Source organism: Aeromonas sp. JL9 (assembly GCF_024436075.1).
Taxonomy (GTDB): Bacteria; Pseudomonadota; Gammaproteobacteria; order Enterobacterales; family Aeromonadaceae; genus Aeromonas; species Aeromonas veronii.
The window spans coordinates 17,724-33,060 of record NZ_JANFNV010000002.1; the positions used below are offsets into that span (position 1 = coordinate 17,724).

The 15,337-nt window shown below is 57.0% G+C and carries 11 protein-coding genes; 4 read left to right on the plus strand and 7 right to left on the minus strand.

Going from position 1 to position 15,337, the window contains the following annotated elements:
* Positions 1 to 82: 82 nt before the first annotated feature.
* Both NOM06_RS02030 and NOM06_RS02035 read right to left on the minus strand, forming a co-directional pair.
* Complete coding sequence (locus tag NOM06_RS02030; RefSeq protein WP_255909510.1) at positions 83 to 1,108, minus strand: NAD-dependent epimerase; 1,026 nt, start codon at positions 1,106 to 1,108, stop codon at positions 83 to 85.
* Positions 1,105 to 2,484: a UDP-glucose/GDP-mannose dehydrogenase family protein gene (locus tag NOM06_RS02035; RefSeq protein ID WP_255909512.1), complete on the minus strand. Its 1,380-nt coding sequence runs from the start codon at positions 2,482 to 2,484 to the stop codon at positions 1,105 to 1,107. Before NOM06_RS02035 ends, NOM06_RS02030 begins: the two co-directional genes overlap by 4 nt.
* Before the next feature lie 243 nt (positions 2,485 to 2,727).
* Here NOM06_RS02035 and NOM06_RS02040 point away from each other — a divergent pair, with 243 nt between their 5' ends.
* Positions 2,728 to 3,339: a YitT family protein gene (locus NOM06_RS02040; protein WP_005349421.1), complete on the plus strand. Its 612-nt coding sequence runs from the start codon at positions 2,728 to 2,730 to the stop codon at positions 3,337 to 3,339.
* 101 nt (positions 3,340 to 3,440) lie between these two features.
* Here the strand turns inward: NOM06_RS02040 and NOM06_RS02045 are convergent, their stop codons facing one another.
* The 5 genes from NOM06_RS02045 to NOM06_RS02065 all read right to left on the minus strand — a co-directional run bounded on the left by NOM06_RS02045 (position 3,441) and on the right by NOM06_RS02065 (position 9,716).
* Positions 3,441 to 4,487, minus strand: coding sequence for an ABC transporter ATP-binding protein (locus NOM06_RS02045; RefSeq protein ID WP_204481122.1), 1,047 nt, complete (start codon positions 4,485 to 4,487; stop codon positions 3,441 to 3,443).
* Positions 4,484 to 5,542: an ABC transporter ATP-binding protein gene (locus NOM06_RS02050; RefSeq protein ID WP_255909514.1), complete on the minus strand. Its 1,059-nt coding sequence runs from the start codon at positions 5,540 to 5,542 to the stop codon at positions 4,484 to 4,486. The genes NOM06_RS02045 and NOM06_RS02050 overlap by 4 nt, the downstream gene beginning before the upstream one ends.
* A 31-nt stretch (positions 5,543 to 5,573) precedes the next feature.
* Positions 5,574 to 7,391 (minus strand): extracellular solute-binding protein, encoded by a 1,818-nt coding sequence (locus NOM06_RS02055; RefSeq protein WP_255909516.1) that lies wholly within the window; start codon positions 7,389 to 7,391, stop codon positions 5,574 to 5,576.
* Positions 7,392 to 7,540: 149 nt separating this feature from the next.
* The gene (locus NOM06_RS02060; RefSeq protein ID WP_005343430.1) at positions 7,541 to 8,584 is read right to left on the minus strand and encodes an ABC transporter permease; all 1,044 of its coding nucleotides are present in this window, start codon (positions 8,582 to 8,584) and stop codon (positions 7,541 to 7,543) included.
* A gap of 106 nt (positions 8,585 to 8,690) precedes the next feature.
* A complete protein-coding gene (locus NOM06_RS02065) occupies positions 8,691 to 9,716 on the minus strand; it encodes an ABC transporter permease subunit (protein ID WP_255909518.1) in 1,026 nt (341 codons plus the stop codon).
* 739 nt (positions 9,717 to 10,455) lie between these two features.
* On the opposite strand from NOM06_RS02065, the gene NOM06_RS02070 reads away from it, so the two are divergent.
* From NOM06_RS02070 to NOM06_RS02080, 3 genes are all read left to right on the plus strand, one after another.
* Positions 10,456 to 13,086, plus strand: a complete 2,631-nt coding sequence (locus NOM06_RS02070; protein WP_255909520.1) for a TonB-dependent receptor — start codon at positions 10,456 to 10,458, stop codon at positions 13,084 to 13,086.
* Positions 13,087 to 13,194: 108 nt separating this feature from the next.
* Positions 13,195 to 13,959, plus strand: a complete 765-nt coding sequence (locus tag NOM06_RS02075; RefSeq protein WP_255909522.1) for a DUF3450 domain-containing protein — start codon at positions 13,195 to 13,197, stop codon at positions 13,957 to 13,959.
* A complete protein-coding gene (locus NOM06_RS02080) occupies positions 13,956 to 15,329 on the plus strand; it encodes a MotA/TolQ/ExbB proton channel family protein (protein WP_255909524.1) in 1,374 nt (457 codons plus the stop codon). The genes NOM06_RS02075 and NOM06_RS02080 overlap by 4 nt, the downstream gene beginning before the upstream one ends.
* The last annotated feature ends 8 nt before the right edge of the window (positions 15,330 to 15,337 follow it).

Genomic DNA, 15,337 nt, shown 5'->3' on the forward strand with positions numbered 1-15,337 from the left:
TGGTGCGCAGACAGTGCGTTCAGCCATCCTAAAACCCGCGGGGCATCAGTGGTATCTGATTAACTCATCAATGACCGAGGGGTTACCCGCGCTCGTCAGCGGCGGGCCGATAGTAGTTGAGATACCAGCGGACAAACTCGGCAACCCCCTGCTTGAGGGGCGTGGCGGGGCGTAGGCCGGTGAGGGTGTGTAGCGGCTCGCTGTCGGCCCAGGTGGCGTGCATGTCACCCGCTTGCATCGGCTGCATCCGCTTGATGGCGGGTTTGCCGATGGCCTCTTCCAGCGCCTCGATAAAGTCGAGCAGCCGTATCGGCTGGCCGTTGCCGATATTGAGGATGCGGTAGGGAGCTGCGCTCTTGGCCGCGTTCTGCTCGCTGGCGCGCCAATCGGGATTAGGATGGGGCGGTTGGTCGGTCACAGCGAGGATCCCCGCGACGATGTCGTCGATAAAGGTGAAGTCGCGGCTGAGATCACCGTGGTTATAGACGTCGATTGGCTCGCCCGCGAGGATGGCGCGGGTGAACTTGATGATGGCCATGTCGGGGCGACCCCAGGGGCCGTAAACGGTGAAAAAGCGCAGCCCGGTGGTGGGCAGGCCATAGAGCGCCGAGTAGGCGTGGGCCATCAGCTCGCCGCTCTTCTTGGTGGCAGCGTAGAGGGAGACCGGGTGATCCACCTGCTGCGCAGTGGAGTAGGGCATCTGATCCCCCATGCCATAGACCGAGCTGGAGGAGGCGTAGATGAGGTGCTGGATCCCGTGGTGACGACACCCCTCCAGCACCGTCAGCATACCGGTGAGGTTGCTGTCGGCATAGGCGAACGGATTGCCGATGGAGTAACGCACCCCCGCCTGCGCCCCCAGATGGATCACCCGCTCGAAACCATGACGGGCAAAGAGAGCCGCCATCGCTTCGCGATCTGCCAGCTCCAGCCGCTCGAAGTGAAAATGGGGGAAACTGGCCAGTTGGGCCAGCCGCGCCTCTTTCAGACTCACCTCGTAGTAGTCGTTGAGGTTGTCGAGCCCCACCACACGATGGCCTGCGGCGCACAGCTTGCTGGCCACATGAAAACCGATAAAACCGGCGACGCCGGTAACCAGATAGATCATGGTTGAGTCTCCGGGTTGCTGCTGGTGTTGGCAGGCTGCTTTTTGGCGGGAAGATGTGGCCGCCCGATGGCGTGATAGTCAAACCCGAGTTCGCTGAGCTGGCGCGGCTCATAGAGGTTGCGGCCATCGATGATGACGGGCTGGTTGAGCAGCGCTTTCAGCTGCTGGAAATCGGGGGTGCGAAACGCCTGCCACTCGGTGCAGATCAGCAGGGCATCGGCCCCTTCCAGTGCCGCTTCCTGAGTCGGGCAGAGCAGCAGATCCGGCCGCTGGCCGTAGATATGGCGGGCACGCCCCATCGCCTTGGGATCAAAGGCCTGCACCCGGCCACCGGCAGCCCAGATGGCGGCCAGCAGCGGGCGGCTCGGCGCATCGCGCATGTCGTCGGTGCCGGGTTTGAACGCCAGCCCCCACAGGGCGAAGGTGCGGCCGCGCAGATCCGACCCGAAGCGGGTCAGCAGGGTTTGCGCCATCTTCTGTTGCTGGCGCTGGTTGACCTGCTCGACCGCCGCTAAAAGCGGGGCGTCGCAGCAGACACTCGCCGCGGTATGGCGCAACGACTTGATATCCTTGGGGAAGCAGGAACCGCCATAGCCGCAGCCCGGGTAGATAAAGTGGTAACCGATGCGGGGATCGGCCCCCATCCCCTGGCGCACCGCCTCGATATCTGCACCCAGCTGCTCGGCGAGGGCTGCCATCTCGTTCATAAAGGAGATCTTGGTGGCCAGCATGGCGTTGGCGGCGTATTTGGTGAGCTCGGCGCTGCGCAGATCCATCACCACGATCCGGTCGTGATTGCGGTTGAAGGGGGCGTAGAGGGCGCGCAACTGCTCAAGCGCCCGCTCGCTGTCACAGCCGATGATGATGCGGTCCGGCCGCATGCAGTCGTTGACCGCCGCTCCCTCCTTGAGAAACTCGGGGTTGGCCGCCACCTCGCAGGCGAGGGTCAGCCCCCGTTCGGCCAACTGCAGCTCAATGTGTTCTCTTACTTGCTGCGCTGTGCCGACCGGTACTGTGCTCTTGGTCACCACCAGCTTGGGGCGGCTCATCAGTCGGCCTATGGTGTCGGCCACCGCCAGCACATGTTGCAGATCGGCCGAGCCATCCTCCTCAGCCGGGGTGCCGACGGCGATCAGCAGCAGATCGGCGTGTGCCACGCCAATGGCGGGATCGACCGTGAAGCTCAGGCGGCCGCTGGCCAGATGACTCTCGACTAGCGTGGCCAGCCCCGGCTCATAGAAGGGGATCTGCCCCAGCCTGAGGGCGGCGATCCGCTCATCATCCACATCTACGCAGCAGACCTGATGGCCCACCTCGGCCAGAACGGCGGCCTGCACCAGTCCGACATAGCCTGTGCCAAAAATGGTGACCTTCATGAAAAGTGCCTCGTGCTGTGAATGGGGGGATGGCGCGCTTAAACCGCGGCATGCTGCATCTTGGTGCAGCGAGTGTCAATGCCAGATGACAGGCACCAGAATGGGGCGTTCAAGCCGACTGTTGTGATCCTTTTCACAAAAAATAGACTGGACCCCATAACGAAGCCCTGTGGACAGGGCTCGCAGCCCGCCCGCAACGGCAGGCGACAGACACTCTCTCTTTACTTCGCTTGGATACAGGTTATGGACAACACCTCGATTCGCACTGCCCATCCTATTTATGAGGATGTGCTGGCCCTGCTGACGGCGGCTGGCTTTGTTTCCCTCGGCATCTTTCTGTTTCATCAGGTTGGCCTGCTCACTGGCGGTACTGCCGGGCTGGCGCTGCTGCTGCAAAAGGTGACCGGCATCAGCTTCGGCCTGCTGTTTTTCGGCATCAACCTGCCCTTCTATGCGCTGGCATGGCTGCGGATGGGGCCACGTTTTACCTTCAACACCTTTGTCTCGGTGGCGGCGGTCTCCTACATGACCGATCACCTCAACGGGGTGTTGCAGATCGGCAAGATAGAGCCCCTCTATGCGGCGCTGATCGGCGGCACCCTGATCGGCATGGGGCTGCTCATCATGTTTCGCCACAAGTCGAGTCTGGGGGGCTTCAACATTCTGGCGCTCTTTATTCAGGATCGCTTTGGCATCCGGGCGGGCAAGCTGCAGATGGGGCTCGATTGCGCCATTGTTGTTGCCTCGTTTTTCGTGGTGCAGCCCTGGATCCTGGCGCTCTCCATCGTGGCGGCGGTTATCTGTAATCTGGTGTTGACACTCAACCACAAGCCGGGCCGTTACCAGATTGCCTGACAAGCTGCGGCAGTGGCTCGATATTGCAAGAGTGACCCGATAGCACGAGGCGGCCTGATGGCCGCCTCGTCTGTTTCTACCCTGGCGTTTGTTCGCTGCGCCTAGCTCGCCTGTTCCAGCCTGCTGTCGCCGCTCGTAGTGTTGCCATTGATCGCGCTGCCGCTGATAGCGTGACCACCGACGGCGAGCGGGGTGTGGCAGGCCACCTGATGATGGGCCTCATCACACGCCTCAAGCCTTGGCGCCTTGCTTTTGCACAACTCGGTCGCATGGGGGCAGCGCTGGTGGAAGTGGCAGCCGCTTGGCGGCGAGATGGGGGAGGGCACATCGCCGGTCAGCAGAATGCGCTGGCTGCGCCTGCGCGGGTCCGGCACCGGAATGGCGGAGATTAGCGCCTGAGTATAGGGGTGGCGCGGCGTCAGATAGAGCGACTGAGCATCCGCCAGCTCGACGATCCGTCCCAGATACATCACCGCAATCCGATCCGAGATGTGTTTGACCACCGACAGATCGTGGGCGATGAAAATGATGGAGAGGTTCATCTCCCGCTGCAGGCTGAGCAGCAGGTTGACGATCTGCGACTGCACCGAGACATCGAGGGCCGAGACCGCCTCGTCGCACACCAGCAGCTTTGGCTTGAGGGCGATGGCGCGGGCGATGCCGATCCGCTGGCGCTGACCGCCGGAAAACTCGTGGGGGTAGCGATCCACCGCACTGCCCGGCAGGCCCACTTTTGCCAGCAACTCCTGCACCCAGGCGCGGCGCTGCTCAGTGTTGCCTTTGCCGTGGATGATAAAGGGCTCCTCCAAAATCTGGCCCACGGTGTGGCGGCTGTTGAGGGATTCTGCAGGATCCTGAAACACCATCTGCATCTCCTGGCGCAAGGAGCGCATCTCCTTCGGGCTGAGGGCGGTGATATCGCGCCCCTCGAAGGTGATGGTGCCCGCGGTCGGCTCGAACAGCTTGAGCAGGCTGCGCCCGAGGGTGGACTTGCCGCAGCCCGACTCACCCACCAGCCCCAGGGTCTCCCCCTGCTTGAGATCGAAGCTGATGCCATCCACCGCATGAACCGTATATTGCTTGCGCAGGAAGCCGCCTCCCAGCCGGAAGTGCTGTTTCAGATCCCTGACCGATAACAGAGTGCTCATGGGGTCAACTCCTTCCAGTAGTGACAGGCGACATGGTGGCGCGGATTGAGTTGCTCCACCGCCGGAATGGCGCTGATGCAGAGATCGGTCGCATGGGGGCAGCGGTTGGAGAAGCGGCAGCCAGCGGGCATCTCGTGCAGGGCTGGCACCTGTCCCTTGATGGTCTTGAGCAGGCTCTTGGGCTCATCCTCAAGGCGCGGGATCGAGCTCATCAAGCCGTGGGTATAGGGGTGACGGGGGTGGTCAAACAGCTCGAACACATCGGCCTGCTCTACCGCCCGCCCGGCGTACATCACCACCACTTCGTCGCACAGCTCTGCAACCACCCCCAGATCGTGGGTGATAAAGATGATGGCCATCCCGGTCTGGGCTTGCAGCTCTTTCATCAGTTCGAGGATCTGGGCCTGAATGGTGACATCCAGCGCCGTGGTCGGCTCGTCGCAGATAAGCAGGTCTGGCTCGCAGGAGAGCGCCATGGCGATCATCACCCGTTGGCGCATGCCGCCGGAGAGGTTGTGGGGATAGACCGCAAAGCGCTGGGCCGGTTCCGGGATCCCCACCTTCTGCAGCATGGCGATGGCCGCGGCTTTGCGCTGGGCCTTGTCATACTCGGGGCGGTGGAGGCGAAACACCTCCATCAGCTGCTCCCCCACCGTCTGCACCGGGTTGAGGGCCGTCATCGGCTCCTGAAAGATCATCGAGATGCGGTTGCCGCGCACCTTGTACATCTGATCCGGCGCAAGTGACAGCAGCTCCTCCCCCTGAAAGCGGATGGAACCGGCGACTACCTGACCGTGGGGCTTGGGCAGCAGCCCCATGATGGCGAGTGAAGTGACACTTTTGCCACAGCCAGACTCGCCGACGATCCCCAGCGTCTGACCGGGGGTCACCTTGAAGCTGACCCCGTCGAGCACCTTGATCTTGCCGTCATCGACGGCGAACTCCACCTCGAGATCGCGTACTTCGAGGATTGGGGCTGGGTGCTGGCCGTTATCAACGGCGAACTCCCCCCCGTTATCCGGTACGTCAAGAATGGGGGCCTGAGTGTTGGGCATAACGGCTGCTCCCTTCGCAATGGCCTGAATATCAATGACGTGCATAGGTCTTGTCGAGCAGGTTGATGGGCGCCAGCGCCTCCCCTGCCTCCTTGGCGTTGCGGGTCTCTTCCTTCACCTTGGGATCGAGCCAGAGCAAACCGCCGCTACTGTGAGGATAACCATCCATCGGCCAGTAGAGCAGATCCGGTGTGTTCTTGGTGGCAGGCACCTCCGGCAGCATCACATAACGCCAGCTGCTGGCCCGTACATAGTTGAGCTGCACCCCGGGCACGAAGATGGCGAGATCATAGATGCGCTGCTGGATCTGCTGGGAGAGCTTGGCCCGCTTGGCCATGTCGAATTCGACGTTGTAGGCGTCGATCAGCGCGTCCAGCTCCTTGTCCGCTACGTTGAACAGGTTGTTGGTCTGCGGCTTGTTGGCGTTGGCGGAGTGGAAAAACTCCCAATATTGCGGATAGAGACCGCCGCCGCCCCAGCCGAGCCAGGCCGCTTCGTGTTTCTTCTCCAGCATCACCTTGAAACCGGTGGCGCCATCCACCAGATTGAGCTCCAGATCCAGACCCGCCTTCTTGGCCTCCTCTTTCAGCACGGTCAGGCGCTTGGAGTGCTCCTGACTGGTGTAGGTGAGCGCCAGCGTCAGCCGCTCACCCTTCTCATTTTGCAGGATGCCGTCAGGCCCCGGCTTGTTATAGCCGCCCTTGGCAAAGTACTCCCGCGCCTTGCCGATGTCATAAGCCCGCTCCGGCAGCGTGATGTCAGTGAACTCGCCAAAGCCCGAGTCGAAGGTGGTGGCTCTGTCGTAGTCGCCGCGCAGCACGGTCTCGATCATCTTGTCGATGTTGAAGGCGTGCTGGATGCCGAGGCGCACGTTTACGTCCGCCAGCTTGGGGTTGGCCACATTGAGGTGCACCCCCTGACCGCCCTGTTTGGTATCGGTCATGGCCATTACCTTTTGCACGTAGCCTTTTTTGTACTCCGGGGTGACCGCTTTTTCATGCCACCAGTTGGGCAGGATCATCTCGAAGGTATCGATCTCCCCTTTCAGGAAGTGGCGGAAGGCGATGTTGTGGTCGCGGATCACCTGCACCTTGATGGTGTCGATGTTGAATCTGTGCTGGTTATAGCGATCGTCTTTTGCCCACCAATCCTTCTGCTTACTGAAGGTAACCGACTTGCCCTTCTTGACGTCGCTGATCACGTAGGGACCTGTGGTGGGCACCACGGCCCAGTTGTACTGCTTCACCCAGTTGGGGGGCAGCTTGTAGTAGTGCTTGGGCTGGGGCCACAGCTCGGTGGTGTTGAGCAGGTCCATCTTGGCCTTGCGGTTGCCCGCTTTGACCATAATGGTGTGGTCATCGATCTTCTCTACCGCGACCACTTCAGTGGTGTAGTAGTTGTTGAACCAGGGCCCCTTGATGTGTTTGGAGCGCATCATCTCGTAGCCGAAGGTGTAGTCATCGGCATTGACCGGCTTGCCATCCGACCATTTGGCGCGGGGATCCAGCTTGAAGTAGACGGTCTGGCTGTCTGGCGCGATGGCCCAGTGGGTCGCCAGCGAGGGAATGGGGTTACCGGTATTGGGGTGGAAGCTGATGAGCCGCAGCTGGTTATCGAGAATAAAGGAGCGGAACGAACCGTTGGAATCAGGCCCCACGGTGCGGAACGTCAGCGGAAAGCTCTCCACAAACATATTGAGGCTGCCGCCCGACAGCGCCTTGGGGGAGGCGAACACAGGATCCGTGTCGTTGGTCTCCCATTTGAGATCCGCGGGCAGGCTGGCCGCCCAGACCCAGGATCCGTTTACCAGCACAAAGAGAGCACCTATCCATTTGATTTTATTTTTCATGTTTGACTTCCAGGTCTGGCCCCTGCACTGGGGGTCTTGATTGATAACGGGATTATCCCTTGCTCCCGGGACCGCCGATGGCGGCGGCCCGTCCTTCATTAATCACTGTTTGTTACCCGAAGCCAGCCGATGCACTGGCATCGGCTGGCTTATTGGTAACGGGTAAATTTGCGCGGGTCGAACGCTTCGCGGATCGCCTCACCGATAAAGGAGACCATGATCAGCACCAGACTCACCGCAGCCACCACTGAGCTGACTATCCAGATGGCATCCAGATTGTTGATGCCCTGGGAGAGCAGCTCTCCCCAGCTCGGGGTTGGTGGTGCCAGCCCGAAGCCCAGATAGTCGAGTGCCGTCAGGGTCGAGATATTGCCCACCACGGCGAACGGCGCCAGGGTGACGATCATCATCAGGGTGTTGGGCAGGATGTGGTTGAAGATGATCCGCCCGGTGGTCGCCCCTTGTGCCCGCGCCGCCATCACATAGTCCCGCGCCCGCTCCTTGTAGGTGAGGGTGCGCATATACCAGGTGATCCCCATCCAGCCGAACAGCACGTTGATGGCGACAAACAGGCCGAAGTTGGGCTTGGCCAGCGACACCAGGATCATGATGACGTAGAGAAACGGCACCTGGGACCAGATCTCGATAAAGCGTTGCAGGATGAGATCGAAGCGGCCGCCGAGAAAGCCCATCAGACAGCCGATGGTTACCCCGATGGCGTAACTGGCCGCCAGCGCGATAAAGGCAAAGCCGATGGCGATGCGAAAGCCGTAAACCAGTCGCGCCAGCACGTCTCGGCCGCTGGTGTCGGTGCCGAGGAAGTGGCGCTCAGCCGCGCTGGGGGCGTAGGGTGGGTAGGCATCCTCCTTGAAATCCTGCTCGTAGGGGTTCCAGGGCACCGGCGGCAGCAGCACCCAGTCGCCCTGGCCCTCTGCGGCAAATTTGGCCTTGAGCTGGCGGTAGTTGGTCTCGTATTCGTAATCGAGCCCGAACTGCTGACCGGGGATCACATCGCCATAGGTGGGGAAGTGCAACTGGCCCTGATAGCTCACTATCAGCGCCCGGCTGTTGACCAGCAGCTCCGCCAGCAGGGAGAGCAGCACCAGGGTGGTGAAGATGATGAAGGAGTAGTAACCGCGCTTGATCGACTTGAAGCGCTTGAGTTTTTTCAAGGTAACCGGATTGAGCTTCATGGTCAGTCTCCAAATCGCACGCGGGGATCAACAAGGGCAACGCAGATATCGGAGACGATATAGCGTGATATCAGCATCGGCATGGCAATAGAGGTCTGGTTCATGGTCAGTCTCCAAACCGCACGCGCGGATCAACGAGGGCAACGCAGATATCGGAGACGATATTGCCTATCAGCATCAGCATGGAGGTGATGGCCAGAATGCCCATGACGGTGGGGTAATCCCGCTCGACGATAGCCTCGTAACCGAGCAGGCCGATGCCGTCGATGTTGAAGATGGTCTCGATGAGGAAGGAGCCGCCAAAGAAAACGGTGAGCACAGACCCCAGGTGACTGGCGATGGGGATCAGGCTGTTGCGCATGGCATGGTCGGTGACCGCCTTGCGAAACGGCAGTCCCTTGGCTACGGCGGTACGCACATAATCGGCCGACAGGTTCTCCATCAGGCTGTTTTTCATGGTCATGGTGAGGATGGCGAAATCGCCGATGGCGTAGGCGATAAGCGGCAGCAGGGCGTGGGCAAAGACAGTGCGGATCTGATCCCAGCTGCTCTCCATGTACTCAAAGTCGTCTCCCGGAAAACCGCCCATCGGCAGCCACTCCAGATGGAAGGCGAAGAGGGTGATGAGGAAGATCCCCACCACGTAGGCGGGCAGGGCATAGGCCATGTAGATAAGCATGGAGCTCAACGAGTCGAAGCGGCTGTTGTGCCTGAGCGCCTTCGCCACCCCCAGCGGAATGGAGACCGCATAGCTCAGCAGAAAGGTTGCCAGCCCGAAGAAGGCGGTAACGGGGAGCCGCTCCTTGATGAGATCCCACACCGGCTCGTAGTAGCGGGTCGATTCGCCCAGATCGAGTACCACCAGTTTCTGCAGCCACTCCCAGTAGGCGACCAGCATGGGCTTGTCGAGGCCATAGAAGGCCTTGAGCTCCTCGATCTGCTCATCTGAGAGGGCCTGCGCCCCCTTGCTGCCGCTGGAACGGCCGGATTCATTCTGGGAAACCTGGGCTTGCAGCAGCATGCGTTCGACCGGTCCGCCCGGCACGAAACGGGTGATGGTGAAGACGAGCAGGGTGATACCGAGAAACGTCGGAATGATCAAAAGCATCCGGCGTAGGAAATACGACAGCATGGTGGAACCTCGTCCTTGTTGTTCTTTTTTGCGGCCAGTCCAATCCGGTGACGGGCCTGTCCTTCCTGGCATTACGCACTGGATTGGTTGCCAAACAGCAGACAATCCGCTTGGCCACTGTAAAAGCTCTGCAACAAAAATCAAGTACAAGGAAATGGAAAACTGGGACAAATGACCCGCTGAGACCAAAAGCACCGAAAAATGACGTTTTTTATCTGAAAAGTGAAAATCAAAACAAAACGCTACTGCTCAACATTATTTTAAAAAATATAAACAGCTGTTTGTTTGAGTTTTTAGTGTTTTTAAGTTGTTGATTTACAATGTTTTCGCTTGGGTGGTGAAATTGAAGGAAAACGATATCATCTCGACGATTTTAACTGTTATCCCCATGGGAGCGGTCAGGTTCAACCCTCATGAAGTTAGTGTTTTATTCTTATTAAGGCCGATAAATCAAAATAAGATATAAACGGACAGCACGTTAACTAATAAGTTCATCAAATTTTAATTCAGCGCCATTTACGCCATTTAACAATGTTTTTACATTGCGCGGATTGTTTTTGGCAGAATTATTCACTAATTATGCCGGTCAAAATTAATACACTCCGCTTATTCTACGCCTGACCTCGCCACACCCCTGCTCCATTGACGTCGCTAGTCAAAGATTGATAAGCCTTACACATCGCTCCAAAGAGGGCGGTATCAGGAAGCAAACAATAAACAACCAGGAAGGATATAAGCGATGCTTAGGAAGAGCAGAATCTCTGCTGCGATTGCGTTCGCCTTGGCGAGCCTTGCGGCGGCCCCATCCGTATCTGCCGAAGAAGGGCAGAACGTCGAAAAACTGCAGAAAATCAAAGTCACTGGCTCTCGTATCTCCCGTGTTGATGTTGAGACTGCACAACCTGTGCAGGTGATGAGCAAAGCCGATATCGAAAGAAGTGGTTTAACTTCTGTTGGTGATATCCTGCAGCGTATTCCAGCTATTTCAGGTCAGGCCCAAAGTACATCTGTTAACAACGGTGGCAATGGTACGGTTACGGTAAATCTGCGAGGTTTGGGCACGCAAAGAACGTTGGTGTTGGTGAATGGCAGACGAATGGTGTATGGCGGCTCTGGCGCGAATTCATCTGTTGACCTGAATACTATTCCTGTTGCAATCATTGAGCGTGTTGAGATCCTTAAGAATGGAGCATCTTCCATTTATGGTGCTGATGCAGTAGGCGGTGTGGTTAACATTATCACCAAGACTGGATTTGATGGGTTTGAGCTGAATGGTCAAATTGGTCAAACCAGTAAATCCGATGCAGAAGCTCACGATGTGAACATGGTTGCCGGTGGTTCAACTGATGTTTCTAACTATGTTTTCTCTGCAGGTCTCGTTGAAGAAAAAGAAGCAATGGCCGGAGCCCGTTCTTTTTCAAATGTTGATTATGAGCATGACGGCGCGGGAGGCCAGTATATTGGTGGCAGTAGCCGTGTCCCTTGGGGCTATTTCAAAACTAGTCAAGGGGTTTTGACAAAGGGGCCTGAAGGCAGTGCAACCCTTCGTCCATATGATTCTGTTGCTGACTCATATAATTATGCTCCGGCAAACTACTTAAAAACACCAAGCAAGCGCTGGTATACATCCTTTTTTGGAGATCGCTCTCTGGGGCAATTGGGTGTGCTGGGGGAAACAAGGTTTTTCTCTGAAGCTTCTTATTTAAATCGTCAATCAGATTATTTATTGGCCGCGACACCATTGGCTTCAGGTACTGATGGTCTGAATCCCATCTCGAAAGATAATGCATTTAATACAACTGGTGAGGATATATCTGACTGGCGGTATCGTACTATTGAAGCGGGTGGTCGAAATAGGATGTTTGACTCATCAACTAGCCGATTGGTATTAGGCTTTGATGGGCAACTTGAAAACTCCTGGACTTGGGATACAGCGTTTGTGTATGGCAAGACCAAAACGACTGAGTCTGAACAAAATGTGTTTATGAAGGACCGTATTAATAATGCCATCGGCGCAACATCTGCTGATGGCAAGCAGTGTCTTGACTCTGGTGGAAAAGTAATTGCTGGTTGTGTGCCTTGGAACTTGTTTGGTGGTGGCTTAAGCCAGGAAGCGCTCAAATATGCGAGTTTTACCCGTAATGACAATGGCTCAAATGAGCAGCAGTCATTGGAGTTTAACTTGTCTGGTGATTTGCTAGAGTGGCAAGCAGGCACTATCGGGTTTGCTACCGGCTATCAGGTACGCAAGGAAAGTGGCGAAACTAATCCAGATGCATTGGTATCCCTTGGTAATGCAACTGGTAATGCAGAAACAGCCACCAAGGGGAGTTATGACGTTAACTCTTTGTATGGCGAGTTGATCGTTCCATTATTGTCAGATAAGCCTTTCGTAGAGTCTTTGGAAGCGAGTGTTTCTTCACGCTATGACAATTACAGCTCATTTGGTGACAATATCGCAATGGGTTATAGCATTACCTATCGCCCCTATAGTGACCTGATGTTGCGTGGTACTTATTCGGATGTATTCAGAGCACCGACAATTTCTGATCTCTATAGCGGTAAATCACAGAGCTTTGATCCATTGACAGACCCCACCGGTCAAGATGATGATCCGCAAAAGCCAGTTTACTACGGTGGTAATAGCGAGCTAAAACCAGAGCAAGGATATAGTACTTCTTTGGGGGCGGTATATTCACCTTCGTATATAGAGAATGCATCTCTGACAGTCGATCTCTGGTCGGTTAAACTGGATGACGTCATTGATGTTGTTAATCCTCAGTATATGTTGGATCAGTGTTTTTCTAGTGGCCAGTTCTGCGACAAGATAGATCGCGCGCCAGATGGAAAAATAATGGGGATCGATGCCACCTATGCAAATTTGAATTCGTTGGAAACCAATGGCGTAGATTTTAATGTTAAATATGCCTACGATTTCGATTTTGCAATGCTTGCTGCTAACTGGGAAAACTCATATTTAAAGAAATATGAGGTGACTCAGCCAAATGGTGAAACACTGGATTATGCGGGCACATTTGTTAGCGACCAAATTGGCAACTATTCAAAGTGGCGCTCAACAATGTCACTGGATCTGTTTAATGAAAAAGTGGGAGGGAGTTGGTCTGCTCGTTATATTAAAGGTGTTACTTATACGGCAGATGACATAGATTTTAATGTCCCGAGTATGGTTTACCATGATTTGAATGCGCGTTATCAGGTGACTAAATCCTTGCGTTTGACCACTGGGATTAATAACGTGTTTGACAAAACACCACCACTTATCTTGAATGCGCTGTCAGCGAATACAGATACCGTTACTTATGATGTGCTCGGTAGAACTTATTACCTGAGAGCGAACTACAAGTTCTAATCAACCCTGTTGATATACAACCTCAGCCGGCCCGGTCGGGCCGGCTGTGCCCAACGTCCAAGGAAGTTACGGAGATAGGGTAATCCTATGAAGACAAGGACCATTACAATGAAGAAAGCGCTCCTTGGCAGCCTGGTTTCGGCCGCCTTGTTGACCAGCTTCAATCTGAGTGCCGCCACTGCCAGTCAGGCCGTGGACGCTCAAGCCGCCACCGACAACGCATCCAAAGTTTCCCAGCAGAAGATCGACAGCTATGCCGAATCTGCCGAATCCGCATTGGCCCAGTACAAGGCCGCCCTGCGTCAGGTCGACAGTCTGCGCACCTACAACGAGCAGGTGAGCAAGATGGTCGAGTCCCAGAGTGCCGAGCTGGCGTCGATGCAAAAGCAGATCGCCCAGATTGATCAGACCAGCACCGAAGTCGTCCCCCTGATGCTCAAGATGATCGACTCCCTCGAGCAGTTTGTGGCGCTGGATCTGCCGTTCCAGAAGGTCGAGCGCGAGGACCGCGTGGCAGCCCTGACCGACCTGATGAACCGGGCCGATGTCACCATCTCCGAGAAGTACCGCAAGATCCTGGAGGCCTACCAGATCGAGGAGGGCTTCAGCCGCACCATCGAATCCTACAAGGCGAGCCTGGACAAGGATGGCAGCGAGAAGACCTACGAGTTCCTGCGGGTTGGCCGCATCGCGCTGCTTTATCAATCCCCGGATGGTCAGGAGACCGGCATGTGGAACAAGCAGACCCGCCAGTGGGAAGAGTTGCCCCAGGAGTATCGCAGTGCGGTTGAACAGGGCCTTCGCATCGCCAAGAAGCAGGCGCCTCCCGCGCTGATCAAGCTGCCGGTTCAAACTGCGGAGAAAGCATCATGAAAGGAATCAAACTTGCTATTGCCTCCCTGATTGCGGGAGCAACCCTGGTCACCCTGCCGGTGACCGCCGCCGAAAAACCGTTGGATCTCAATGCGTTGCTGAACCAGGTCAAGGCCTCCAGCCTGAGCGAATCCCAACTCAACAAGGAGCGGGAAGCCCGCTTCCTGGCTGACAAGAACGAACAGGGGGCGCTGCTGGCCAAGGCCAAGGCCGAGCTGGCTGCCGAAACCGCCAAGGGCGAGCAGCTCAAGGCGACCTTTGATGCCAACGACAAGCAGCTGACCGAACTGACCGAAACCCTGCGCCAGCGTTCCGGCAACATGGGCGAGATGTTCGGCGTACTGCGTCAGTTCGCCGGTGAGTTCAAGGGGATCTTCAATGCCTCCGCCCGTCGGGTCGAGCATCCGGAACAGACCGCGCTGCTGACCCGTCTGGCCGAGAGTAAAGAGCTCCCCTCCAGCGACGATCTGGAAGCGTTCTGGACCACCACCCTCAGCCGCATGGTGGACGGTGGCAAGGTGAGCCAGATCCCGGCGACCGTGGTCTACGGCGAAGGCAACCAGGCCGAGAAGACGGTCACCCAGATCGGTGAGTTCAACACTGTCTCCGAAGGCAAGTACCTCACCTTCGTGCCGGAGACCGGCAAGTTCGAGCAGCTTTCCCGTCAACCTGACAAGGGGGTGCTGGAACCGATCGCCGAGTTTGAACAGGGCGGTGACGGGGTCAAACCCATCTTTATCGACCCGTCTCGCGGCGTGATCCTCTCTCTACTGGTGCAGTCACCGACACTCAAGGAGCGGATCGATCAGGGTGGTGAAGTGGGTTACGTCATCATGGTGCTCGGTGTGCTCGGTACCCTGCTGGCCATCTTCTGCGGTATCCGGCTGTCGTTGATCGGCTCGTCCATGCGCAAGCAGCTGAAATCCGATCAGATCATCAAGGGCAACCCCATTGGTGACATGCTGGGAGCCTACCAGAGCCATCGCGGTGACAACATCGAGGATCTGGAGTCCAAGCTCGACGAGATCATCCTGCGCAACGTGCCCAAGTTCGAGAAGGGCATCAGCATCATCAAGCTGATCGCCTCCGTCGCGCCGCTGCTGGGCCTGCTCGGTACCGTTGTGGGGATGATTGCCACCTTCCAGGCCATCACATTGTTCGGTACCGGCGATCCCAAGCTGATGGCGGGCGGTATCTCCGAGGCGCTGGTGACCACCATGCAGGGTCTGGTCGTCGCCGTGCCCATGCTGTTCCTCTACACCATTGTGCAGACCCAGAGCCGTCGTCTGATCCAGGTGCTGGAAGAGCAGAGCGCCGGTTTCGTCGCCCGTTATCAGGAACGTCTGCACGCCTCCAAAGCCGCAGCGTAAGGAGTCAC

Bases quoted from the DNA above. Each gene is read 5' to 3' on its own strand.
- NOM06_RS02035 (WP_255909512.1), bottom strand. From the start codon at position 2,484: ATGAAGGTCACCATTTTTGGCACAGGCTATGTCGGACTGGTGCAGGCC.
- NOM06_RS02070 (WP_255909520.1), top strand. From the start codon at position 10,456: ATGCTTAGGAAGAGCAGAATCTCTGCTGCGATTGCGTTCGCCTTGGCG.
- NOM06_RS02040 (WP_005349421.1), top strand. From the start codon at position 2,728: ATGGACAACACCTCGATTCGCACTGCCCATCCTATTTATGAGGATGTG.
- NOM06_RS02065 (WP_255909518.1), bottom strand. From the start codon at position 9,716: ATGCTGTCGTATTTCCTACGCCGGATGCTTTTGATCATTCCGACGTTT.
- NOM06_RS02045 (WP_204481122.1), bottom strand. From the start codon at position 4,487: ATGAGCACTCTGTTATCGGTCAGGGATCTGAAACAGCACTTCCGGCTG.
- NOM06_RS02055 (WP_255909516.1), bottom strand. From the start codon at position 7,391: ATGAAAAATAAAATCAAATGGATAGGTGCTCTCTTTGTGCTGGTAAAC.
- NOM06_RS02050 (WP_255909514.1), bottom strand. From the start codon at position 5,542: ATGCCCAACACTCAGGCCCCCATTCTTGACGTACCGGATAACGGGGGG.
- NOM06_RS02075 (WP_255909522.1), top strand. From the start codon at position 13,195: ATGAAGAAAGCGCTCCTTGGCAGCCTGGTTTCGGCCGCCTTGTTGACC.
- NOM06_RS02030 (WP_255909510.1), bottom strand. From the start codon at position 1,108: ATGATCTATCTGGTTACCGGCGTCGCCGGTTTTATCGGTTTTCATGTG.
- NOM06_RS02080 (WP_255909524.1), top strand. From the start codon at position 13,956: ATGAAAGGAATCAAACTTGCTATTGCCTCCCTGATTGCGGGAGCAACC.
- NOM06_RS02060 (WP_005343430.1), bottom strand. From the start codon at position 8,584: ATGAAGCTCAATCCGGTTACCTTGAAAAAACTCAAGCGCTTCAAGTCG.